General features: G+C 67.9%; 18 protein-coding genes. 6 read left to right on the top strand and 12 right to left on the bottom strand.

The features are described from left to right. Nucleotides 1-78 precede the first annotated feature (78 nt). On the bottom strand, nucleotides 79-951 hold the full coding sequence (locus tag C8P66_RS11665) for an amidohydrolase family protein (RefSeq protein WP_111398442.1): 873 nt from the start codon (nucleotides 949-951) through the stop codon (nucleotides 79-81). Nucleotides 952-1,382: 431 nt separating this feature from the next. On the opposite strand from C8P66_RS11665, the gene C8P66_RS11660 reads away from it, so the two are divergent. Next, nucleotides 1,383-2,090: a CatB-related O-acetyltransferase gene (locus C8P66_RS11660; RefSeq protein ID WP_111398441.1), complete on the top strand. Its 708-nt coding sequence runs from the start codon at nucleotides 1,383-1,385 to the stop codon at nucleotides 2,088-2,090. Here the strand turns inward: C8P66_RS11660 and C8P66_RS11655 are convergent, their stop codons facing one another. The 4 genes from C8P66_RS11655 to C8P66_RS11645 all read right to left on the bottom strand — a co-directional run bounded on the left by C8P66_RS11655 (nucleotide 2,091) and on the right by C8P66_RS11645 (nucleotide 6,934). Beyond that, nucleotides 2,091-3,086 carry an alpha/beta fold hydrolase gene (locus tag C8P66_RS11655; RefSeq protein ID WP_211314122.1) on the bottom strand — a complete coding sequence of 332 codons (996 nt, stop codon included), beginning with the start codon at nucleotides 3,084-3,086 and terminating at the stop codon, nucleotides 2,091-2,093. It lies immediately after the preceding gene. Nucleotide 3,087: 1 nt separating this feature from the next. Further along, a complete protein-coding gene (locus tag C8P66_RS23995; RefSeq protein WP_170141573.1) occupies nucleotides 3,088-3,240 on the bottom strand; it encodes a hypothetical protein in 153 nt (50 codons plus the stop codon). A gap of 65 nt (nucleotides 3,241-3,305) precedes the next feature. Next, nucleotides 3,306-4,172 carry a fatty acid desaturase gene (locus C8P66_RS11650; protein ID WP_158537220.1) on the bottom strand — a complete coding sequence of 289 codons (867 nt, stop codon included), beginning with the start codon at nucleotides 4,170-4,172 and terminating at the stop codon, nucleotides 3,306-3,308. A 143-nt stretch (nucleotides 4,173-4,315) separates the two neighbouring features. Beyond that, nucleotides 4,316-6,934, bottom strand: coding sequence for a hybrid sensor histidine kinase/response regulator (locus tag C8P66_RS11645; protein WP_158537219.1), 2,619 nt, complete (start codon nucleotides 6,932-6,934; stop codon nucleotides 4,316-4,318). Nucleotides 6,935-7,004: 70 nt separating this feature from the next. Here C8P66_RS11645 and C8P66_RS11640 point away from each other — a divergent pair, with 70 nt between their 5' ends. Continuing rightward, nucleotides 7,005-7,814: a substrate-binding periplasmic protein gene (locus C8P66_RS11640; protein WP_158537218.1), complete on the top strand. Its 810-nt coding sequence runs from the start codon at nucleotides 7,005-7,007 to the stop codon at nucleotides 7,812-7,814. Nucleotides 7,815-7,824: 10 nt separating this feature from the next. Here C8P66_RS11640 and C8P66_RS11635 read toward each other — a convergent pair whose 3' ends face one another. After that, nucleotides 7,825-8,187 (bottom strand): hypothetical protein, encoded by a 363-nt coding sequence (locus C8P66_RS11635; protein WP_146422824.1) that lies wholly within the window; start codon nucleotides 8,185-8,187, stop codon nucleotides 7,825-7,827. Nucleotides 8,188-8,308: 121 nt separating this feature from the next. Between C8P66_RS11635 and C8P66_RS11630 the strand changes: the two genes are divergently transcribed. After that, nucleotides 8,309-8,710 carry a DUF3775 domain-containing protein gene (locus tag C8P66_RS11630; RefSeq protein WP_111398436.1) on the top strand — a complete coding sequence of 134 codons (402 nt, stop codon included), beginning with the start codon at nucleotides 8,309-8,311 and terminating at the stop codon, nucleotides 8,708-8,710. Between the two features lie 137 nt (nucleotides 8,711-8,847). Here the strand turns inward: C8P66_RS11630 and C8P66_RS11625 are convergent, their stop codons facing one another. From C8P66_RS11625 to lhpI, 6 genes are all read right to left on the bottom strand, one after another. Continuing rightward, a complete protein-coding gene (locus C8P66_RS11625) occupies nucleotides 8,848-10,089 on the bottom strand; it encodes a class I SAM-dependent methyltransferase (protein ID WP_111398552.1) in 1,242 nt (413 codons plus the stop codon). Between the two features lie 49 nt (nucleotides 10,090-10,138). Further along, complete coding sequence (locus C8P66_RS23860) at nucleotides 10,139-10,276, bottom strand: hypothetical protein (RefSeq protein WP_158537217.1); 138 nt, start codon at nucleotides 10,274-10,276, stop codon at nucleotides 10,139-10,141. Between the two features lie 13 nt (nucleotides 10,277-10,289). Continuing rightward, entirely contained in the window at nucleotides 10,290-12,014 is a 1,725-nt protein-coding gene (locus C8P66_RS11620; protein ID WP_245903449.1) for a putative 2-aminoethylphosphonate ABC transporter permease subunit, read from the bottom strand. Then, nucleotides 12,007-13,116, bottom strand: coding sequence for a putative 2-aminoethylphosphonate ABC transporter ATP-binding protein (locus C8P66_RS11615; RefSeq protein WP_111398434.1), 1,110 nt, complete (start codon nucleotides 13,114-13,116; stop codon nucleotides 12,007-12,009). The genes C8P66_RS11620 and C8P66_RS11615 overlap by 8 nt, the downstream gene beginning before the upstream one ends. Next, on the bottom strand, nucleotides 13,116-14,135 hold the full coding sequence (locus C8P66_RS11610; protein ID WP_111398433.1) for a putative 2-aminoethylphosphonate ABC transporter substrate-binding protein: 1,020 nt from the start codon (nucleotides 14,133-14,135) through the stop codon (nucleotides 13,116-13,118). Before C8P66_RS11610 ends, C8P66_RS11615 begins: the two co-directional genes overlap by 1 nt. 285 nt (nucleotides 14,136-14,420) lie before the next feature. Continuing rightward, a complete protein-coding gene (lhpI, locus tag C8P66_RS11605; protein WP_111398432.1) occupies nucleotides 14,421-15,356 on the bottom strand; it encodes a bifunctional Delta(1)-pyrroline-2-carboxylate/Delta(1)-piperideine-2-carboxylate reductase in 936 nt (311 codons plus the stop codon). A gap of 217 nt (nucleotides 15,357-15,573) precedes the next feature. Between lhpI and C8P66_RS11600 the strand changes: the two genes are divergently transcribed. The 3 genes from C8P66_RS11600 (at nucleotide 15,574) to C8P66_RS11590 (ending at nucleotide 19,034) form a co-directional block, all read left to right on the top strand. Continuing rightward, a complete protein-coding gene (locus C8P66_RS11600; protein WP_111398431.1) occupies nucleotides 15,574-16,611 on the top strand; it encodes an amino acid ABC transporter substrate-binding protein in 1,038 nt (345 codons plus the stop codon). Between the two features lie 97 nt (nucleotides 16,612-16,708). Further along, entirely contained in the window at nucleotides 16,709-17,908 is a 1,200-nt protein-coding gene (locus C8P66_RS11595; RefSeq protein ID WP_111398430.1) for an amino acid ABC transporter permease, read from the top strand. Nucleotides 17,909-17,912: 4 nt separating this feature from the next. Next, nucleotides 17,913-19,034 (top strand): amino acid ABC transporter permease, encoded by a 1,122-nt coding sequence (locus C8P66_RS11590; RefSeq protein ID WP_111398429.1) that lies wholly within the window; start codon nucleotides 17,913-17,915, stop codon nucleotides 19,032-19,034. The last annotated feature ends 16 nt before the right edge of the window (nucleotides 19,035-19,050 follow it).

The following is a 19,050-nucleotide window of genomic DNA, read 5'->3' as shown; positions in this document are numbered from 1 at the left end:
GAGGGGCGATTTCTTGGCCCCTACATGTCCCCCCGGGGGGCGGGAAGCAACCCGCCCGGATCAAACCGCCACTGGCCGCTACAGCGTCTCGGGCCAGTAGAGCCGGGTCGGGTTCTCCACCAGCACCTTGTGCAGCACCGCCTGGTCATCGGTGAAGCGGGCCAGCAGATCGACCAGCGCGCCATCATTGGGCATGTCATGGGCGATGTTCGGATGCGGCCAGTCGGTGCCCCAGAGGCAGCGGTCCGGGGCGGCGGCGAGCAGCGCCTGGGCGAAGGGGATCGCATCCTCGAAGGGCGCGCGCCCGGCCGAGACCCGCTCCGACCCGCAGATCTTCACCCAGGCGAGGGGGTTCTCCATCAGCCCGAGCAGGCGCTTGAACGGCTCCTGCTCCAGCCCCTTGGTGGCCTGGACCCGGCCCATGTGGTCGATCACGAAGGGCACGCGGATGCGCTCGATGCGCGGGGCGAGATCCACGATGTCCTGCGCGTCCAGATGCAGCACGACATGCCAGCCGAGCGGCTCGGCCAGCGCCAGCACCCGGTCCATCACATCCATGTCGGGCATGCCGCCCAGGTGGCGCACGAAGTTGAAGCGCACGCCGCGCATCCCGCCCGCGTGCAGGCGCTGGAGTTCGGCGGCGGTGATATCGCCATCCACCACCGCGACGCCGCGCATGGTGCCGCCGCTGCGGGCGATCCCGTCGAGCGTCACCGTCATGTCCGTGCCGTGGCAGGAGGCATGGACGATCACCGCGCGGTCGATGCCGAGGATGCGGTGCAGCTTCTGCAAGCCCTCGAAGGGCGCGTCGGGCGGGGTGTAGGCGCGGTCCGGCGCATAGGGGAACACATCGGCCGGTCCGAATACGTGGCAATGCGAATCGCAGGACCCGGGCGGCAGCCTGAAGGCCGGGGTCAGCGTGTCGGGATCGGGGGCTTTGCAGGTTTTCATGGCGGACGCCTTGGTGTCTGGAGAGGCGGTGGAGGCCGGGCTCGGGGCGGATGTGACGCCTGCTGGGTGATGGAGGCATCCCGGTTCGGGGTCCAGCCGGCCTGCGGGACCATTTTGACTACGAAATGTCTTCCAAAGGAGCGGGCGCTCCGCCAAAATGCGTCAGGCGTTCGTCAGATCATGGTGGTTCAAGCAATACGTGCGGCTGAAATGCAAATTATGGCTGGACAATACTGTAGCATATATCCTGGGGTGAGTGGGAATTTTACCGAAAAAATCGTGGAACGTTGCCTTTGATCAGCGCAATTATTGTGTAGTAATATCAATATTTCGTGATCTGGAGCTAAAAATGAGTGAAACACACAGTATAGAGAGAAAATTTTCTGATTAACCAGAAAATAATCGACATATTTTTTGATAACAAAATATTCATGTCGCTTAATGCGCCATCTCGCGGTAATAATTTTGGCTGGATTAGAGTAAATGATTACATTGTGGTTCCTAAAAAATTGATGCTGGAACCATACATAACTTATAACATACGAACAAATATATTTGAAATGCAAGCCCATAGCTATTCGAATAGCCCGTTTCTGCCAGGAGTCCAGATTGGGCGTTACTGTTCAATCGCACAAAATGTGACCGTTGCTGGATTTGCCCATCCCATAGAAAGTCTTGGTACGGGATTGTTCGCGTACGATCGCAATGTTCATCAAATGAAAGAAGTAATGCGGGATGAGGGGCTTGCAAATCTGCCAACCGCAAAATTAAACAATAAGGCGCAGCCTTCAATTGGCCACGATGTTTGGATTGGCGAGGAAGTATGGCTGGCCAGAGGCATAACGATCGGACATGGATCGATTATTGCGGCGAGATCTGTGGTAACACGCGATGTTTTACCTTATTCAATTGTCGGTGGTGTTCCGGCACAATTGATTCGAATGCGATTTCCACAGGAAATCGTGGATGAATTACTGGATATTCAATGGTGGCGCCTCAGCATAAAGCAGATATCTGCATTTCCATTCACTGATGCCGTGTCATTCGTGTCTGCCTATCGCCGGCAAAATGGCCATGAGCTGCCGTCGTGGGAGCCTCCCAAATTTCATCTATGGGCTGAACTGAAGGCACTCAGCTGATCACAGCAGAAAATCCCTGACCATGGCGCGCAGGAATGCCGCATCCGGGGGGGTGGTCGCCGGATTCCCCGCCCGGTGCCCCCAGATCGAGGGGATCGGCACCAGCCGCCCCGCCCGCAGATGCGCGAGTTCCGCGGCATTGTCGGCGACCCGGAAATACAGATCCGTCTCCCCCGGCATCAACAGCACCCGGGCGGTGATGGCGGCAAGCGCCGCCGGCAGGTCCCCGCCCGGCGCGATATCCCCCGCCTCCCAGCAGCGCAGCTGCGCCAGCAAATCGGCGGCGTGGCGCTGGTGGTAGCGCGCCTCCCAGCCATCATGCAGGTAGGTGTCGAGGTCGCCGCCGCCATGCAGACCGGCACGATAGAAATCCTGCGACAGCGCCATGGTCGCATAGATGCGGCCGAAGGCGCGCAGCGCCAGGCGCGGGGGGGTGGAGAACCCGCCGGCGCCATCGTATTCCGGCGCGGCCTCCAGCACCGCCATCAGCGATTTGAGGAAGATGCGGTTATGCACCGCCGTCCGCGCGCTGCCGCAGACCACCACCGCGCGCGCCACCGCCTCCGGATAGGCTGCCGCCCAGTGGTAGGCCTGCTGCGCGCCCATCGACCAGCCATAGACGGCATGCAGCCGGGTGATGCCCCAGACCTCCCGCAGCAGCAGCACCTGGGCCGCGACATTGTCCCAGGCCGTCACCAGCGCCGGATAGCCTTCGGCGTTGGAGGGCGAGGAGGACACCCCATTGCCGAACATCTCAGGGATCACGATGAACCAGCGCCCGGGGTCGAGCACGCCCTCGGGCCCGATCAGCCACTCCAGATCCGCCCCATGCGCGGAATAGGAGGTGGGGTAGAGCACCACATTGTCCCGCGCGGCGTTCAGCCGGCCATGGCTGCGCCAGGCAAGGCGCGCATCCCGCAGCACGCCGCCCCCGCGCAGCGGCAGGTCACCGAGGTCGAGGCTGCCGGTCGCGCGCGGCCAATCCATGTCGTCCATGCTACTTCCGTCGCGCCAGGGCCAGGATCAGCACCACGGCCGCGATCAGCACGACCCCGACCATGGCGCTGATCACCAGGAAATTATCGGCGTCCCGCGAGACAAACAGTGCCGCGATCGCCCCCGAGACCACCAGGATCAGCCTGCCCCACATTCCACACGCCTCCTGAAGACGGTCCAGCCTCGCCCCCGGCGGCCCCGCCGCGCAAGCCCGCCGGATCAACCGGCGCGCAGGGCCCGCAGGAAGCGCAGGTGCCAGCGCACATAGCCATCGCCCACATGCGCGAACTTGCCCCGCAGCAGCGCATGCGCCGCCGCCAGGCGGTGGAAGGGGATGAAGGGGTAGAGGTGGTGCTCGGCGTGGAAGGGCATGTCCCACATCAGCAGCCGCACCGGGGCCGAGGTCAGCATCGTCCGGGTATTGGTCAGCCCGTTGCGGTCCTGCGAGCAGCCGGTGTGCTCGGTCAGCAGATAGGCGCGCAGCACCGGCTGCCCGGCCAGCGCCGGCAGCACATAGAACAGCAGCGGCGCCTGCCAGCCGAAGGCCAGCGCGGCGAGGTGGCAGCCCCCGCCCACCACCAGGCTCATGGCCCGGATGCTGGCGATGACGCGGGGCGCCGCATCGGGATGGATATAGGGGTAGGCGGACATGTCGCCGGCCCAGGCATCCGCGATCAGCCGGAAGCGGAACCGCCAATAGGGCAGGCCGAGGAGGCGCAGCACATAGGCCCGCATCTCCCCGGGCGGCCCGCCTGAGATCAGCTCGGGGTCATGTTCCGGGTCCTGGGTGTGGCGGTGGTGGGCCAAATGGAAGGCGCGGTAGAAATGCCAGTCATACAGCCCCGGCGCCGCCGCGACCCAGCCGACCGCGGCATTCAGCCAGCGGCTGCGGAAGGCGGTGTGGTGCACCGTCTCATGCATCGGCGCGAAGAGCGTCGCCATGACGGTGCCGAGCAGCAGGATCGCTGGCGGCACCGCCCACCACGGCGCCATTGCGACCAGCCAGCCCGCGGCCCCGAGGGCAGCAAGATGGAACCCGAGCCGCCACAGCCCCGGCGCATCCGAACGGGCGGCAAGATGCATCATCTCGCGCGGCAGAGGCGCCCTGGGGGCGGGGGCGGGCATGGACGGCGGCCTCCGGCGCGGAAGCCCGGAAGGATAGCGCGCCCTCCGGCCCATGCCAGCGAAACCCTTGGGCCAATGCGGCCCCTGGCGCGTGATCTGCCCAATTATTGGGCGGCATGGACCCCGGGTGCGAGGCCGAGCATGATCAACAGCGCCGGGCGCTGCACCGGCTTGGCCATGTAGTCATCCATGCCCGCCTCCTTGCACTGGCGCTCGTATTCGGCGCCGACATTGGCGGTCAGCCCGACGATGCGGGTGCGGCGGTTCGGGCCGGCGCCACGGCGGATTTCGCGCGTGGCTTCCAGCCCGTCCATGACCGGCATCTGCAGGTCCATCAGGATCGCGTCATAGGGCAGCCGCCGGGCCTGGGCGACGCCCTCCGCCCCGTCGGAGGCCACATCCACATGGCAATGCGCGCGGGCGAGGATGGTCTTCATCACCAGCTGGTTGGTCGCATTGTCCTCGACCAGCAGGATACGCATGCGCGGCGGGGCATTGGCGTCGGGCTCGGGCGCGTGGTTGCGCTCGCTCGGCGGCGGCTCCACCAGCCGCAGCGCATGCAGCAGCGAATCGCGCAGGCGCGTCGGCAGGGCCGGCTTCAGCAGCACGGCATCGACCAGCCCCGACTGGCTCATCTCCCGCGTCACGCCGATGCCGGAGGAGCAGAGCACCAGGGCCGGGGTGCCGATCCTGGGCTCGGCGCGGATGTGGCGGGCAAGCTCCTGCCCATCCACCCCGGGCATCTGCCCATCCAGCACCACCGCGGCGAAGGGCGCGTCCTCCTGGGCCGCCGTCCGCAGCGCGGCCATCGCCTGCGCCGCATCGGCGGCGACGCTCGGCCGCGCCCCCATGGCGGCGATCTGGCGCATCATGATCTCGCGGTTGATCTCCAGGTCGTCGACGATGAGGATTCGCCGCCCATCCAGCCCCATCGCCGGCGGCGCCGTGTCCGGGGCGCGCCCGACCAGGATGTTGAAGGTGAAGACGCTGCCGCCACCCGCGCGGGGCATGGCATCGATGGTGCCGCCCATCTGCTCCGCCAGTCGCTTGCAGATGGCCAACCCGAGCCCGGTGCCGCCGTATTTGCGGGTGATCGACGCATCGGCCTGGGTGAAGCGGTCGAACAGCAGCGGCACCTGCTCCATCCGGATGCCGATCCCGGTGTCGCTGACGGTGCAGCGCAGCGACCACTGGCCGGCGCGGTCAGCGACCGGATCGGCGCTGAGCGCGACCTCGATCCAGCCGCTTTCGGTGAATTTGATGGCATTGCCGATGAGGTTGAAGACGATCTGGCGGAACCGCCCGGGGTCGCCCACCAGCCGCGGTGGCAGCGCCTGATCCAGCGCCACCACCAGCTCGACGCCGCGGGCCGCGGCCTTGGGGGCGAAGAGCTCGACGATCGTCGCCATCTCCGCCTCGATCGCGAAGGGGATCGCCTCATGCTCGATCATCCCGGCCTCCAGCTTGGAGAAGTCGAGGATGTCGTTCAGCACCATCAGCAGATGCTCGGCGCTGCTGCCGATGGTCTCGGCATAGCGTCGTTGCAGCGGCTCCAGCTGGGTGTCGAGCAGCAATCCGGTCATGCCCATCACCCCGTTCATCGGGGTGCGGATCTCATGGCTCATCGCGGCCAGGAATTCCTCCTTGGCGCGGGTCGCGGCGCGGGCGGCCTGCTCGCTTTGCACCAGAACGAGGCCTTGGGTCTTCATCTCCTGCGCCTGGCGGAACATCAGCCAGAGCGAGGCGAGGATGATGGAGGCGGCGATGGAGGAGCCGGCCAGCAGGAACCGGCCGAGCTCATTGGCGGTGGCGACGGCGGCGGCGCGGGAGCGTGCGACCTCGACCAGGAACAGCCCCTGGCGGGTCATGTTGAAGGAGGCGACGACATCCTGCCCATCCTGGTCTCGGCCGGACCAGGTGCCGGACTCCCGGCGCGGCAGGAATTCACGGAAGGGCCAGGCGGAGGCACGCAGCTCGCCGATCCCCTCGACGCTGCGATCGGATCGCGCGAGCAGCAGCCCGTTGATCGAGGAGATGCGGATGGTGACGCCATAGGCATCCGCCGCCTGCCGCGCGATGGCGACCAGATCATCGGGGTTCAACAGCGCCACCGCGACGCCGTTGAACTCGCCGCGCGGGCTGCGGATGGCGCGGACCAGCGGGATCGACCAGATACGCGTCTGCGACACCGGGCGGTTGGGGTTGGTTGCGAGGTAGCGCGCGGGCTCCGGTGCGCCGAGCCGCACCGTCGAAAGCCCGAGCCGCATCACGCGGAACCATTCACGGTCCGAGATGTTCCACTGGCGCAGGCGGTCCTCGGTCGAGGCGGTGACGATGCCGTCGCTGTTGGCCAGGAAGGCGGCGCGCAGCTGCGGCACCGCGCGCATCCGCTGGCCCATCGCCCGGGCGACCTCGACCGGGTCATGTTCGGCGGCGCGATCCGAAAGCTCGGTCAGCACCACCTCGACCGTCTGGCTCGCGCGGCCAAGCTGGTCGGCAAGGCTCGCCGCGACGCCCTGGGTCAGGCGCTCGGCCTCAACAAGAGCGTCCTGCTGGCCGCGATGGGTCAAAACGCCGTAGATAGCCGCGAGGCTGATACCCACGACAAAGGCTGCCGCGGCGAACAGCAGCCAGGGCTTCGGCTCCCGCGGCCGGCTTGGGGCCGGGCGTAGGCCGAAGAAACGGCGAATCCGGGTGGAGGACTGGCTGATGCGGCCGAACATTGCGACGCTTATCGCAGCAGGCGCCCTGATCCTGATAGGGGCATTCGGCATATCATCGCCACCGGAGGCGATGGCGCAGGGGGGCGGCAGCCCCGCCCCCGCCCCCTTTGCGCCCGCGCCCCCGGCCGCACCCGCAGCACTGCCCCCCACGCCCGCGCCCGAGCGGCTGACGCTGATCCGCCAGAGGGGGGCGCTGCTGGTCTGTATCTGGCCGGAATATTACGCCATCTCATGGCGGAACCCCCGGAGCGGCGATCTGGAGGGGCTCGATGTCGAGATGGCGCAGGCCTTTGCCGCGCGGTTGGGGACGCCGCTGCGCTTCGTGGAGACGAATTTCGTCGAATTCGCGGATCGGCTCGAGAAGGGCGACTGCGACATCGCGATGATGGGTGTCGGCGTCACGGCGGACCGTGCGCGGCAGATGGCCTTCAGCAAGCCCTACCTCTCCAGCGCCGTTTATGCGGTGACGACGCGGGAGAATCCCCGCGTGGGCGCCTGGGCCGACCTCGACCGTGCGGGCAATGTGGTGGCGGTGGCGGCCGGGACCTTCATGGAAAGCCTGATGCGCGACACGCTGACGGCGGCGGAGCTGCTGGTGGTGCGCCAGCCCGCGACGCGTGAGGCGGAGGTGCTCTCCGGCCGGGCCGACGCCTTCATGTCCGACTACCCCTATACGCGGCGGATGACGGAGACCCACGCCTGGGCCCGGGTGCTGAGCCCGCCGGGCCGGTTCGGGGACACGCTCTACGCCTATGCCGTGGCGCGGCAGGAACGCGCCTGGCTGGATGAGGTGAACACCTTCCTGACCGCGGCGAAGATGGATGGCACGCTCGCCCGCATCGCGGCGCGCTATTCGCTGTCGCCGATCGTCATGTACTGACCGCGAAGGGCTATCCGCGGCGGATCGGGCCGCGCACTTCCGGCGCGCCAGGGCGCGGGGCTGACCGCACGCAGAGTTGAAGGGCCCGCTGGAGCGAGGCGACCGCGTCGGGATCCTCAGGCTCGCTGAGGTTGAAGGCTACATGATGCATGGGCCTGGGCCCGGGTGTGTCGCAGACATCGTCGGCCATGGCGTCCGGCGCCGGCGCCGCACCCCTGCCGGCGGCAAGGATCACGCGGGCCGCGCCGCGATCATCCCCGGCGGCGGCGGGGAGGGCGGAGGGCACGCAGGTCGCGGCAATGCCGAGCACGACAGCGACCAAGCCGCCGCCGAGCCATCGCCGCGCCATCCCTCTTTCGTCGTTTCGCATCATCGCCGACCTCCTGGTCCGCGCGTTCATCATGCACCCAGACCCTTGCCGGGGGGTGAACACCAATGCGATAGCGCTGCCGGGCTTGGGTGGTTTCATGCCCCGTTCTTGTTAGGAGCTCACCATGGCCGTTGACCCCGAAGATGAGGAATTCGACCTTCGCGTAAGCCTGGAGACGGTGGCGATTGTCATCGACCATGCGCATGCCATCCAGGAAGAGGACGAGACGGACGCCGATGAGGACGCCGACGAGCCCGATGGCAGCGATGCGGAACTGGACGAGGAAAGCCTCTCCGCCTTCATCTCCGAGTTGAACGAAGAAGAGCAGACGGCGCTGATCGCTCTCGCCTGGGTTGGGCGCGGCGATTATGAGGCCGAGGAGTGGGAAGAGGCCCTGAAGGTTGCCGCCGAACGCGGTGCCGGGAAGGATACCGCGACCTATTTGCTGACCATGGACATGCTTGGCGATCTGCTGGGCGAAGGGCTCGCCGCCTTCGGCATCGCGGCCGAGGAAATCGAGCGCTAGCAGGCCGCTGAAAAGCGCCTTGTGACGGTAGAAGCGGGAGGGCGTCGCCCTCCCGCGCCCTCCGGCCAGGAAATATCAGGCTTCCGCTGGGGCGACGCCCCTCGGTCCTTTCTTCCCGGCAGCCTGCCGGGCGCCGATTACCGCGCGGCCAGCAACAGCCGGTTCAGCCGTTCCAACTGCCGCGCAAGCTGCGCGAACTCCCGCCCGAAGACCTCGCGCGACGTTCCCGTCGCCGCCAGCTCATCCGCGATCTCGCCGATGCGCCGGCGCCCATCCACCCGTGCCAGGATCGCCCGGCTGAGCCGGGGCAGCGCCACCGGCACGCGCAGCCCGTCGAAGGTGATCGTCAGCACGTCATTCCCCGGCAGGCCGCGCGCCAGCGTGGGGCCATCGAGTTCGCGCAGCAGCGGGATGGCCTCGGGGTCGGTCCAGTCGGCCTCGGCCACCGGGTCCTCGGCGCGGACGCAATAGGCGATGTGGATGCCCATGTTGCCGGTCAACGCCTCGGCCAGCGCCGCGCGCTCGACCAGCCCCAGCCCCTGGCTGCGTTCGCGCAGGCGGGGGTCGGGCAGCCAGGTGTCGGGGTCGTAGCGCAGGGGTTCGACCAGGCAGCGCAGGCGCAGCCCCGCGCCCTCGATCAGCGCCGCGAGCTGGGGCACGGTGAAGGCCCGGTCGCGCGGGTTCAGCAGCAGGTCATACAGACCGGCATCGCCGCCCTTCAGATGATCGTCGATCAGGGGATTGTGCCGCAGCCAGGCGGTTTCGGGCAGATGCTTCCAGACCCGGCGGGCGATGTCCACGCGGCTCGCGGGGCTCTCCTCGGGCGGGGCCAGCAGGCGCAACGCATCCTGCAGCATATAGACGCCGGTGCGCCCATGCGGCGCATAGACCATCAGCCCGATGCCACCGCCGGGCGCCAGGGCGCCGGCGAGGCTGCGCAGCCCGGCCGCCGGGTCGGGCAGATGATGCAGCACGCCGCAGCAATCGATGTAGTCGAAGGCGCCGAGGCCAAGCTCCGGCAGATCCAGCAGCGATCCCGCGACGAAGCGGATATTCTCCAGCCCCCGGAGCTTCGCCCGGGCCTCCGCCACGCGCCGCGCGGCTGACGAACGGTCGAGCCACGTCACCTCGCCGGGCCGGCCACGGGAGGCAAGATGCTGGGCCAGCATCAGCGTGCCATCGCCCGACCCGCCGCCCGCCATCAGGGCGCGCAACGGGGCCGCGGCGGGGCGCCGTGCCCCGAAAATCCAGTGATCGACCTCGGCCAGATGCGAGGGGCTGCCCACCACAAGCCGCTTGGCCTCGTCCCGCGGATCGCGGGCAGGGTAGGGGTAGGCCTCATACTGGTCGGAAAGGGCTTGGTCGGCGGCGTCGCTCATCCCCGTCTCGTGCCGCAGCCGGGGCGGCACGTCGAGGGGGCGGTCGCGCTCAGCGCAGGCCGAAGAAGCTCAGCACCGCGACGACGACGACGACGAGACCCACGATGTAGATGATGCCATTCATAACTTTACTCCCAGCAACGGCGGCACCGTTGCGCGCCTCTTGCGGAGAACGCCAGCGGATCAAATCGGTTGCGCGCCTATCTGCGGCGCCAGGCCTGGGTCGTCCGGTCGAGAATGGCGGAGACCACGACCTGCACGGTCTTGACCGCCAGCGCCACCGCGAGGATGACGCAGGCCATGCCGGCGGCCGCACTGGTCTGGCCGGATTCCTCCATCTGCACGGCGGCGACGGCGGCGGGTTTGTAGTCGGCGCCATAGAGGAAGATCACCGCACTCACCGTCGTCATCGCATTGACGAAGATATAGGCCGCGATCTCCAGCCCCGCCGGGAGGCAGATCGGCACGGTGACGCGGGCGAAGGTGCTCCAGACCGGCACCTTGAGGCTGGCCGAGGCGGCCTCGAACTCCGGGTCCAACTGGCGCAGCGCGGTGGTCGCGGTCAGGTGCCCAACCGTCCAGAAATGCACGACGCTGTTCAGCGCCAGGATCGCCATGCCGCCATAGAACAGGTTCAGCGGGTTCGAGGGGTGGTTGAAGAACAGGATATAGGCGAGCCCCAACACCAGCCCCGGGATCGCCAATGGCGCGGTCGCCAAAAACCCAACAGTCCCGCGCAAGAATCCCGCGGCCGGGGTGCGCTCGACCAGCCAGGCGGTGACGAAGATCACCGGCGTGCCGAGTGCCGCGGCCCAGGCCGCCATTTGCAGCGAGGTCAGCACCGAGCCCCAGCCCGCCGTGTCGAACCGCCCGAACTCGTAGTTGTCCCAGGTCAGCGACAGGTTCCAGGGCCAGAAGCGGATCAGGCTGGACCAGAAGGCGATGGCGACGATGCCGACCAGCACGGCGGCGATGCCGGTGCAGAACAGCAGCAGCGGCAGGTCCCGCGCCAGCCGGGGTTTCGGCACATAGGTCACGGCGCGGCCGGAGATGGTCGCGGCCCGGCGCTTGCGCGCCCAGCGTTCCAGCCAGAAGCCGGCCACCGCCGGGATCAGCAGCACGATGCCGACCACGGCCCCCATGTTGAAGTTATGCTGCCCGACCACCTGCTTGTAGACATCGGTCGCCAGCACGTTGAACGAGCCGCCGATCACCTTCGGAATGCCGAAATCGGTGACCACCAGCGTGAAGACGACCACCCCGGCCGAAACCAGCCCATAGGCCGCCCCCGGCAGGGTCACGGTCAGGAAGGTGCGGATGCGCCCGGCGCGCAGCACGTCGGCTGCCTCGTACAGCCGCGCATCGGCGGTGGTGAGCGCGACCGCGAGGATGATGGTCGCATGCGGGAAGCAGGCGAAGATCTGTGCGGCGATGATCCCCGGCGGGCCGTAGATGGAGCCGCCGAACAGCCAGGATTTCAGCAGCCCCTGGTTGCCGAACAGCATGATCAGCGACAGCGCAGGCAACAGCGAGGGGGCGAGGATCGGCACCATCATCACCGCGCGGAACAGGCCCCGCCCGGGGATGCGGCTGCGCGTCAGCCCATAGGCGAAGGTGAAGGCCAGCGGCACCACCACGATGGCGGTGACCGCCGCCGTCCAGACGCTGTGCCAGGCCGAGGCCGCAAGCGTCGGCGTGGTCGCATAGGTCGCGAAATTGGCGAGGCCGACCCAGGCGCCGGATGCATCCTCGAAGGCCCGGCTCAGCAGCATCGCCATCGGGGCGGCGAGCACCACCACCAGTGCCAGCCCCGCCAGCACCAAGGTCCAGCGCATCGCGATCTGATCGCCCGACAGCCGCCGCCGGACCCGGGTGACGGGGCGCGCGGCCGCGGGCATCGCCACCGCCGCCATGCCTTCAGGCATCGGAGGAGAACAACAGCAGCCGCGACGGCGGCAGGCTGACGCCGAGCCGCACCATCGGCTGCGCGCCGATGTCGCGTATCTCGTCGGGGCTGGCCTCGGCCTCCAGCCGCAGCCGGCCATCCTCCAGCGCCAGCCGGCAGACCGGGCCGAGGTATTCCAGCGCCGTCACCTGGGCCGAAAGCCCCGTGCCGGTCGCGGCGGAGAGCCGCACATCCTCCGGCCGGACGAAGACGCGCAGCGTGGTGCCGACCGGTGCCAGGATCGGGGTGGGCAGCAGATGACCGTCGGCGGTCCGCAGGCCGCGCTCCTCCATCACCGCGTCGAACTGGCTGCTGCGGCCGACGAAGCCGGCGACGAAGGCGGAGGCGGGGCGGCGATACACCGCCTCCGGCGTGCCGACCTGCTCGATCAGCCCGTTGTTCATGACGACGATGCGGTCGGCGATCGCCATCGCCTCCTCCTGGTCATGGGTGACCATGATCGTGGTCACGCCCAGGCGGCGTTGCAGCGCGCGGATCTCCCCGCGCAGATGGTGGCGCACCTGGGCATCCAGCGCCGAGAGCGGCTCGTCCAGCAACAGCAGCCCGGGTTCCGGCGCCAGCGCGCGGGCCAAAGCGACCCGCTGCTGCTGCCCGCCCGAAAGCTGCGAGGGATATTTGCGGGCGTGGTCGGTCAACCCCACCAGCGACAGCAGCTCCGCCACCCGGTCCCGCCGCCGCGCCTTCGGCCAGAGCGCGCCGCGCAGCCCGTAGCCGACGTTGTCGGTGACCGAGAGGTTCGGGAACAGCGCATAGGACTGGAAGACGATCCCGAAATCCCGCGCCGAGGGCGGCAGGCCGGTGATGTCCCGCCCGCCCTGGGTGATGCGGCCTTCGCTGGCCGGATCGAGCCCGGCGATGGCGCGCAGCAGCGTGGTCTTGCCGCAGCCGGAGGGGCCGAGGAAGCACACGAACTCCCCGGCCTCGACCGTCAGCGAGACGTCGCGCAGGGCGGCGAAGCTGCCGAAGCGCTTCGCCACATGCTCGACCACGAGATAGGGCGTGCCGGTGATCGGCGGCGCCTGCCCCGCGGCGAGGGTTGCGGTGGCGCCCGAGCCTACCATTACCGTGGCGCGGATTTGCCGTCGAAGCGGCTGGTCCATTCGCGCAGGATACGGTCGCGCTGCGTGGCGACGGCGCGGAAATCGGCCGCGACCAGGCGTTCGGCGAATTCGCTCGGGTAGTTCTGCACGACCGGGGTCACCCCCGGCAGCGCCAGCAGCGCGTACCAGCGGCCATAGGCCTCCATCGCGGGGCGGGAGACGGCCCAGTTGACCAGGGCCTTGGCGGCGTCCAGATGCGCGGTGCCGTGGTGGATGGCGGTGGCTTCGAGGTCGTAGCCGACGCCGTCGGTCGGCACGATGATCTCGATCGGCGCGCCCTGGTTCTTCAGGGTCACGGCCCGCATGTCGAAGGACAGGCCGACGCCGTATTCGCCGCGCGCGGCATTGTTGCAGGGCGCGCTGCCGCTATGGGTATAGACCTGGATGTTGTTGTGCAGCCGCGTCATGTAGTCCCAGGCCGGGGCCTCCCCCATGCCGCCCATCCAGCCGGCGATGGTCAGGAAGCCGGTGCCGCTGCTGGCCGGGTTCGGCATCACGATCTGGCCCTGGTAGGCCGGGTTCAGCAGATCCGCCCAGGTCGAGGGCCGCGGCAGGTTGCGCTGCTGCGCCACCACCGTGTTGAAGCAGATGGCGGAGACGAAGGCATCCATGCCGGTCCAGGTCATCGGGCTGCGGTCGCTGCGCATGTTCGGGCGCAGGGCGCTAGCACCCGGCGGCGTATAGGGTTCGAGCATGTCGAACCCTTCCATCTGCAACAGCGAATAGACCGAGACGCCCCAGATCACATCCGCCCGCGGATTGGCCCGCTCGGCCAGCAGGCGCGCGGTGATGACGCCGGTGGAATCCCGCACCCAGGCGATCTCGATGCTCGGCACCGCGGCTTCGGCCAGCGCCTTCAACGGCCCCAGCTGCTCGTTTTCGAGCGCGGTATAGACGGTGAGGCGGGTGCGGCTCTGGGCCTGGGCCAGGGCAGGAAGGGACAAGGCCAGCAGGGTGGCGATGGCGATTCGGCGGAGCATCGGGTCGTTCCTCGGCGATGGGGCCGCGATCGGCCACGCGAGGCCTAGCCTGCGGCCAGTGATGTCGGTGTGACAATCAGGTTTACGTTCGATGACGGAATGTGGTGGGCCTGCGCTGGCGCGGAAATCGGCAGCGGCGCTCCGGTCTGCCTTGCTTTGCCGCACAGCTGCCACCTGTGGAAACCCACAGGGGCGACAAGCGAACATCCACATAAAAAGGCGACGCTTTAAGCGTTGTGGATCAATGAATTAGGGATCGTCTCTTAGATTCAGCCAAAGCCGGGTTCACACCTCGCCCACAGACTTGTCCACAGGCGTGACCGCCAGGATGGCCGCGGCCAGATCCTCCCCGGCCCAGCCCACCGATTTGAAGATGGTGATCTCCTGGGCAGTCCGCCGGCCGGGATGGGTGGCGCGGCAGAGGTCCGCCAGTTCGGCGACCACATGCGCCGCGGTGATCGCGCCCTCCGCGATCGCCTGGAGGATGTCGCCGGCCTCGGCCATGGCACCGGCGCGGGTGTCCACGACCAGGGTCGCGCGGGCGAGCAGGGCTGCATCGGCCTCGCGCATGTCGGGGCGGAAGGCGCCGATCAGATCGATATGGGTGCCGGGCGCGACCGCATCGGCCGTGATGAGCGGCGTGGTCGACAGGGTCGCCGCCGCAACGATGTCGTGGCCCGTGGGGTCGGAGGAGGCGACCGCCCGCGCCGGCAGCCCCGTGGCCGCGAGGCTGGCGGCGAGGCGGCGCGCGCTGGTCCCGCTCGGGGACCACAAGGCGATGTCGGTGAGGTCGAAGCGGTGGGCATAGGCTTCGGCCAGGGCATGGGCGACGCGCCCCGCGCCCAGGATGAGCAGGCGGCGGCTGTCCGGCCGGGCCAGGTAGCCCGCGGCCAGCACGCTGGCGCCCGCCGTGCGCCGGTCGGTCAGCGCCCCGCCGTCCAGCATCGCCAAAGGCTGGCCGGTGTTGCCGTCGCTGAGCAGATAGGCAGCATGGACGGAGGGCAGCCGCAGCGCGGTATTGCCCGGCATGACATGGACGATCTTCACCCCGGTATGCCCGCCCGCGGTCCAGGCCGGCATCAGCAGCAGGGTGCCATCGGCCAGCCCGTGGCGGTGGCGCAGGGGGGCGGAACAACCGTCCAGGAACATGGCGCGCAGGGCCTGTTCCAGCGCGTCCCAGGGCAGGCGGGCGGCGACCGCTTCGGCATCGAGCATGATCATCCGCAAGGTGTCGCATCCCCCCGCCGGGGCGGGAAGAGGCGCCCTGGCCCAAGGATTGCTAGGACTTCTTGCACAGAGGTGGAGCGGCAAGGGCAACCGTTGCTAACCTGAGAGCAAAGTTGATTGTGGCGAAGTCATGGCGCAGCATGGGCAACGGAAGGCGTCCGGCCAGTGCTTTGGGCCGGGCATCAGAACAAAATCGGGAGATCACATTATTATGCCCCTGCGCCATCTTTCCAAGGCGGTTGGTGCCGCCGTCCTCCTCGGCGGCCTCGCGCTGTCCGCGCCGGTCCAGGCGCAGACGCCAACCTCGATGCTCGACACCATCCGCTCCCGCGGGAACCTGATCTGTGGCGTGAACACCGGCCTCGCCGGCTTCGCGCAGCCGGATAGCCAAGGTGTCTGGCGCGGCTTCGACGTCGATTATTGCCGCGCCATTGCCGCCGCGATCCTCGGCGACGGGACCAAGGTCCGCTACGTGCCGTTGACGGCGCAGAGCCGCTTCACGGCGCTGCAGTCGGGTGAAGTCGATGTGCTGGTGCGCAACACCACCTGGACCCTGTCGCGCGACACCTCGCTCGGCTTCGATTTCGCCGGCATCACCTTCTATGACGGCCAGGGCTTCATGGTGAAGGCGAGCCTCGGCCTCACCTCCGCCCGTGAACTCAACGGCGCCACCATCTGCGTGCAGCCGGGCACGACGACGGAACAGAACCTCACGGACTGGGCCCGGTCGAACCGGATCGAATTCCGCCCGGTGGTCATCGAGCGCATCGAGGAAGTCGTCGGCGCCTATACCTCCAACCGCTGCGACGCCTACACCACCGACGTCTCGGGCCTCGCGGCCACGCGCGCGGTGCAGCCGCGCCCGGCCGACCACGTCATCCTGCCCGACGTCATCAGCAAGGAGCCGCTTGGCCCCCTGGTGCGCCACGGCGACCAGCGATTCGCCGACATCGTCCGCTGGACGCATTTCGCCCTGCTCGGCGCCGAGGAATTCGGCCTGACCGCCGCGAATGTCGATCAGGCGGCGGCGAGCGATCCGCGCCCCGAGGTCCAGCGCATGCTGGGCAAGAACGGCGAGCTTGGGCAGATGCTCGGCCTTCAGCCGAACTGGGTCGTGTCGGTGCTGAAGACGACGGGCAACTACGGCGAGGTCTTCGCCCGTAACCTGACCCCGATCGGCATCCAGCGCGGCCCGAATGCGCTTTGGACCACGCCGGGCGGGCTGCAATACTCGCCGCCGTTCCGGTGATCCGTTGGGGCCGGCGGCATTCAGCGCCGGCCCCCTTCGCCCATGGCGCGCCCCGGCGCGCCATACGGGCTGAAAGTTCAGCGGTGAGGGCAGTCCGATGAGCAGCACAATCGATCCGCGCCTTCTTCGCGCCCCTCCGAAGAAAGGTTTGCGGCTTTCCTGGGCGGATGAACGGTTCCGCGCCATCGTGTGGCAGGTGCTGATCGTCAGCGCGATCGTCTTCGTCATCTGGTGGCTGGTCCGCAATACGCAGCACAACCTCGAAGTCCGTCGCATCGCGACCGGCTTCGGCTTCCTCGGCCGCGAGGCAGGGTTGCCGATCGGCGAAAGCCTGATCTCCTATACCCCGCGGGACACCTATCTGCGCGCGCTCACGGTCGGCGTGCTGAACACGCTGAATGTCGCGGTGGTGGGCGTCGTGCTCGCCACGATCTTCGGCACCGTGATCGGCATCGCGCGCCTGTCCAAGAACTGGCTGGTCGGCCGCATCGCCACGATCTACGTCGAAGTGATCCGCGACGTGCCGCTGCTGCTGCAACTGCTGTTCTGGTACACGATCCTGCAATCGCTGCCCGGGCCGCGCCAGGCGATCAATCCGGCGACCGGCGTGTTCCTTTCGAACCGCGGCCTCAAGCTGCCTTTCTTCCACTGGGAGAGCGCGCATACCGCCGCCTTCGGTGCGTTCGTGATCGGCTGCGTCGCGCTGTGGTTCGTGGCGAAGCAATTGCGGGCGAAGCAATATGCCGATGGCCAGCCGCGGGCGTTGTGGCCCTGGGCCCTGGGCCTGCTGCTCGGCCTGCCGATCGCGGTGTGGCTGGTGCTGGGCGCGCCCTTCACCACCGACATCCCCGCCCTGCGCGGGTTCAATTTCTCGGGCGGGCTGAATGTCTCGCCGGAATACTTCGCGCTGCTGATCGGGCTCGTCACCTATACCGCCGGCTTCATCGCCGAGATCGTGCGCGCCGGCATCCTCGCCGTGCACCAGGGGCAGTGGGAGGCGGCACAGGCGCTTGGCCTGCATCGCGGCCAGGTGCTGAACCGCATCGTGCTGCCGCAGGCGCTGCGCGTGATCGTGCCGCCGATGACGAGCCAGTTCCTGAACCTGACGAAGAACTCCTCGCTGGCCGTCGCCATCGGCTACCAGGACATCGTCAGCATCGCGAACACGACGCTGAACCAGACCGGGCAGGCGATCGAGGGCATCGCGATCATCATGGGCGTGTACCTGACGATCAGCCTGTCGATCAGCCTGTTCATGAACTGGTACAACGCACGCATCACGCTGGTGGAAAGGTAAGGCGATGAGCGACATCACCGCCGGCCCCGTGCCGACCCCCACGGCATCGCGCCGCGCCCCGATCAGCACCACCGGGCCCTGGGCCTGGGCGCGCGCCAACCTGTTCTCAGGCTGGGCCTCGACCGCCGTCACTTTGCTGCTCGCCTATTTCATCATCACCTGGGCGCTCGGCTTCATCGACTGGGCCTTCGTCAACGCGATCTGGTCGGTGCCGAACAACCAGACCCAGGCCTGCCGGGACCTCAAGGGGGTCGGCGCCTGCTGGGCGGTGATCACCGAGAAGCACCGCTTCATCCTCTTCGGCACCTACCCGTATGAGGAGCAGTGGCGGCCGCTGCTGGTCTGCCTGCTGTTCATCGGCCTCTACATCGTCAGCGCCATGCGCCGGTTCTGGCGGGCGGAGCTTGGCCTGATCTGGATCGTGACCCTGGCCGTGATCGGGGTGCTGATGTGGGGCGGCGTCCTCAGCATGAGCTTCGTGCCGCAGGAACGCTGGGGTGGGCTGCCGATCACGCTGATCCTCTCGACCTTCGGCATCGCCTTCGCCTTTCCGCTGTCGATCCTGGTGGCGCTCGGCCGGCGGTCGAAGATGCCGGCGATCAAGATGATCTGCATCGTCTATGTCGAGCTGATCCGCGGCGTGCCGCTGATCAGCCTGCTGTTCATGGCCAGCGTCATGTTTCCGCTGTTCCTGCCGGACGGCATGAACATCGACAAGCTGCTGCGCGCGCAGGTCGCGATCATCCTCTTCGCCGCCGCCTATCTGGCCGAGGTCGTTCGCGCCGGGTTGCAGGCGCTGCCCAAGGGGCAATACGAGGCCGCCGATGCCATGGGCCTGTCCTATTGGCAGAAGACCGGGCTGATCGTGCTGCCGCAGGCGCTGCGGACGGTGATCCCGCCCCTGGTCAACACCTTCATCGGCTTCTTCAAGGACACGTCGCTGGTGCTGATCATCGGCATCTTCGACCTGCTGACCGCCGGCAAGACGGCGATCGTCGAGCCCGCGTGGCAGGGTTTCGGCGTCGAGGTCTACATCTTCATCGCCCTGATCTACTTCTGCTTCTGCTTTGCCATGTCGAGATACAGCCAAAGCCTCGAGGCCACGCTGAACAACCGCCGTCGTTGACCCCGGAGATCCATTC

It is taken from the genome of Humitalea rosea (genome assembly GCF_003253705.1).
Taxonomy (GTDB): Bacteria; Pseudomonadota; Alphaproteobacteria; order Acetobacterales; family Acetobacteraceae; genus Humitalea; species Humitalea rosea.
The sequence above is the reverse complement of the archived record's forward strand: the minus strand, read 5'-3'. Positions and strand labels throughout refer to the sequence as shown.